At 67.0% G+C, this 3,201-nt stretch carries 2 protein-coding genes; both read right to left on the bottom strand.

The features are described from left to right. Positions 1–2,817 (bottom strand): AAA family ATPase (locus tag AB4Y86_RS15430; RefSeq protein ID WP_441403073.1); only part of this gene is annotated, 2,817 nt, incomplete at its 3' end. Between the two features lie 61 nt (positions 2,818–2,878). Continuing rightward, on the bottom strand, positions 2,879–3,201 hold a 323-nt coding region (locus tag AB4Y86_RS15425; protein ID WP_441403072.1), incomplete at its 5' end, for an SDR family oxidoreductase.

The following is a 3,201-nucleotide window of genomic DNA, read 5'->3' as shown; positions in this document are numbered from 1 at the left end:
GAACGCGGCCGCGAGCTCGCTGCGGGAGCGGATTCCCATTTTCCGGTAGAGCCGGGTGAGGTGGTACTGTACGGTCTTCTCCGCCAGGAACAGCGCCCGGGCCGCCTCCTTGTTGGTGGCGCCGCCCGCGACCAGTTCGGCCACCGCCCGTTCCTGCGCTGTGAGCTGGAGGTGGTGGTCGCCGACGGCGGTGAGCACCGGGTCGGCAGGGTCCGGAACGTGCCCGACGTCGAGCCCCGTTGCCTTGAGCTCCCGGTCGCACCGTTCCACATAGGTGGCCGCCCCCAGGGAGTCGTAGAGGTCGCGGGCCGCGCGCAGGACGGTCGACGCCAGCCGCCGCTTGCCCGCCCGGCGCATGCTCTGGCCGAACGCAAAACTAACCCGTGCGCGCAGATACGGCCGGTTGAGCCCCCTAAGGTGGCCCAGGGACGCCTCAAAATGTTCCCTGGCGGTGTCCGGGTCTCCCTGCGCGGCCACGAGCCGGCCCCGCGCCCACGCCATCCGCGCCAAATCCGAGGGTATCTCGCGTTCGCGCGGCACACGCTCGAACGCGGTGAGGAACGAGTCGGCCGCGTCGAGCTGGTCGGTCATGACCAGGGCGTTGACGTAGGTATCCTGCCAGGGCCAGAAGGAGACCCTGTCCTCGGTCCACGGGTCCAGCTCAGTCAACGGCTGCAGGACAGCCAAGGCGCCTTCGTAGTCCGCCCTGGCCTCGTGGAAGCGGGCGCGGGCGAGACTCGCCGGCACCTGCATGGCGCGGTAGGTTCCGGGCTGCACTGCGGCCTGCGAAACGTAGTACCGGGCCCGCTCCCAGTCTCCCCGCATGGACCAGAGCTCCGCCGCAGTCCAGTAAAGCAGCGGGCGGAYCAGCGGCATCCGGGAGGTCTCAAGGCGCACGGATGCGCGCGCCACGGTATCGGCAGCGGCATCCCAGTTGCCCAGTACCAGGTGGGTGCGCGCCAGCCAGGCCTCGGCCCAGAGGGAAATCCGCATTGAGCCGCCACGGTACTCCGTTGGAGCCGCGGACTCGAAGTTCACCAGCGCCGTCTCAACGTTATCAAGTCGCAGCGCCAGCCAGCCGGCGCCCATTTGGACCCGCTGTTTCTGTGCGTTTTCGGCAGCGTGCTCGAAGGCCCGGTGATAGGAAACCTCAGCCTCCGAGAGACGGCCCTGCGCATACAAGCCCAAACCGTAGATCGCCTCCGACTCAATGTGGGCGGGAGTTCCGGGCTGCGTAAGTTCCATGGCCCGTTCGGCCCAGGTGGTAATCAACGGGCCGTCCCAGGATGCTACCCCGTGCAGGACGAAGCGCTGCGCCACCTGGGCGGCGGCGGACGGATCACGCTGCGGGTTGGAGGTCCGCCAAGCCACCTCCAACTGCGTCTGGGCACTGTCGCTTTGTCCGGACGCGGTCGAAAGGTAGCCCAGCACGGAGGATCTAAGCGGCGACGGCGGCAGGGCGTCCACTGCGGCGATCCATATCTGGGCCTGGGCAATGTTGCCGGAACCCACCAGCGCATCCACGGCCCTCAGCAGCCGGTCGTTTCGGGAACGGATGTCCCGGGAAAGCCTGGACGCAGAGAACAAAGCTGTTGAGGCCTCTTGCCACGCCCCTACCAGGGCCTGGCGCCGGGCGAATTCCTCCAACTCAAGGGCCAGTGCCTCATCTGCACCGGGTGTGGCAGAGACACGGTGGCCCAATCGCTCACCTTCGGGCTGCACGGCCTCGGCGGCCAGCCGATGAAGCGCAATGCGCCGGCTGGGGATGATCTGTTCGTAGATGGCCTCGGCGGTACCCGGTTCGAAGAACACAACGGCCGAACGGGCCTGGTCAACAGTCAGCCCCAATAGCCCGGCTTGATGTCCCTCGTCGAGTGCTGCCATGACGGACTCCCCCTGGCTGACCTCGGCGACCTCTGCCAGGCTTGCAGTGCGCCCCAGCACCGACGCAGCCTCCGCGACAGCAACCAGCCCCGGGGACGCTGCGCCCAGGACACTGCGCACCCTGGCGCGGATACGGGAGGTCGGAGGTAGGGAGGGAAACCACGTCTGCCAGGTTTCTGCCGGCAACTCATGGAGCAGCTCCACGATCGGTTGGGCGAGCCCTCCGGTGTGCCGGACCAGCCCATGGGCCGACGTCGCACTGAGATCGATGCCGAGCATCCTCCGCGCGAGATCCTGAACCTGCTGCGGGGTGAGCGGAGCCAGCGGGATACGGGTCATCTGGTGGCCTGTGAGGAATTCCAGAGTCCCGGCAGGGACGCGCAAAGCGTCATCGGGGTTAAGCGTGAGCACGAACAGAATCCTTTTACCGTGCAGCCGGCGCATGACGAACGTCAGGATGCGCAGGCTTTCCACGTCAAGTTTGTGGACGTCATCGACGGCGACAACTACGCTGCCATGGGCCTGCAGCCCTTCCAGATGGGTGCTGAGGGTGGACGCGAAATTAAGCGCCTGGTCTGCGGTGAGATCCGCCACGGGACCCGCCGGCAAGGCCGCCCCGGCGGCGTAATCCTTTACCGAGCGCGGCGGCACCGTGAGCATGAGCTGGGAGTAGCCCGCGAGGGGAAACTGTGCCTCCCATTCATCGCCCATTGCGGACAGCACGCGGACACCACGGGCGCCGGTGCGGCAGTGCTCAAGAAAGAGCTCCAGCACGGCGGTCTTCCCCGAGCCGGACGGGCCGGTGATCACCACTGCGCCAACCGTCCCCTTGCGGACCGTGCGGAGAATTTCCAGGAGCTCCGCAAAAACCCCTGAACGGCCAACAAGCGGCAAATCCTCCGCCATTTCACCGTGTATGGAGGCCGCCGTCATGGCCGCAACTCTACCGGAGCCGGCTGGCCGGACCTGGCGGCGGGCATCGATCACAACGGCCTCAGCCCAGGTCTCCGCCGGCGACCGGAAGGATGCTGCCTGTGAGGTAGGACGCCTCGTCTGATCCGAGAAATACGATGGGAGCGGCCTGTTCGTCCAATGTCCCGTAGCGCTTCAGGAAGGACGAATCCACACTCTGGTCAACGATCACCTGGTACCAGGCTTTTTCCGTGGCGGATTCGGCCTCGGGGCCCCGCTTGACCTTGCGGGGTGGCGCCTCCGTGCCGCCGGGGGCTGTCGCCACCACGCGGATACCGCGTCCGCCCACTTCCATCGCCAATGACTGGGTCAGTGCGTTGACACCACCCTTGGCCGCCGCATACG

The sequence above is a fragment of the Arthrobacter sp. 2YAF22_2 genome (assembly GCF_052114645.1).
Classification (GTDB): domain Bacteria; phylum Actinomycetota; class Actinomycetes; order Actinomycetales; family Micrococcaceae; genus Arthrobacter.
The sequence above is the reverse complement of the archived record's forward strand: the minus strand, read 5'-3'. Positions and strand labels throughout refer to the sequence as shown.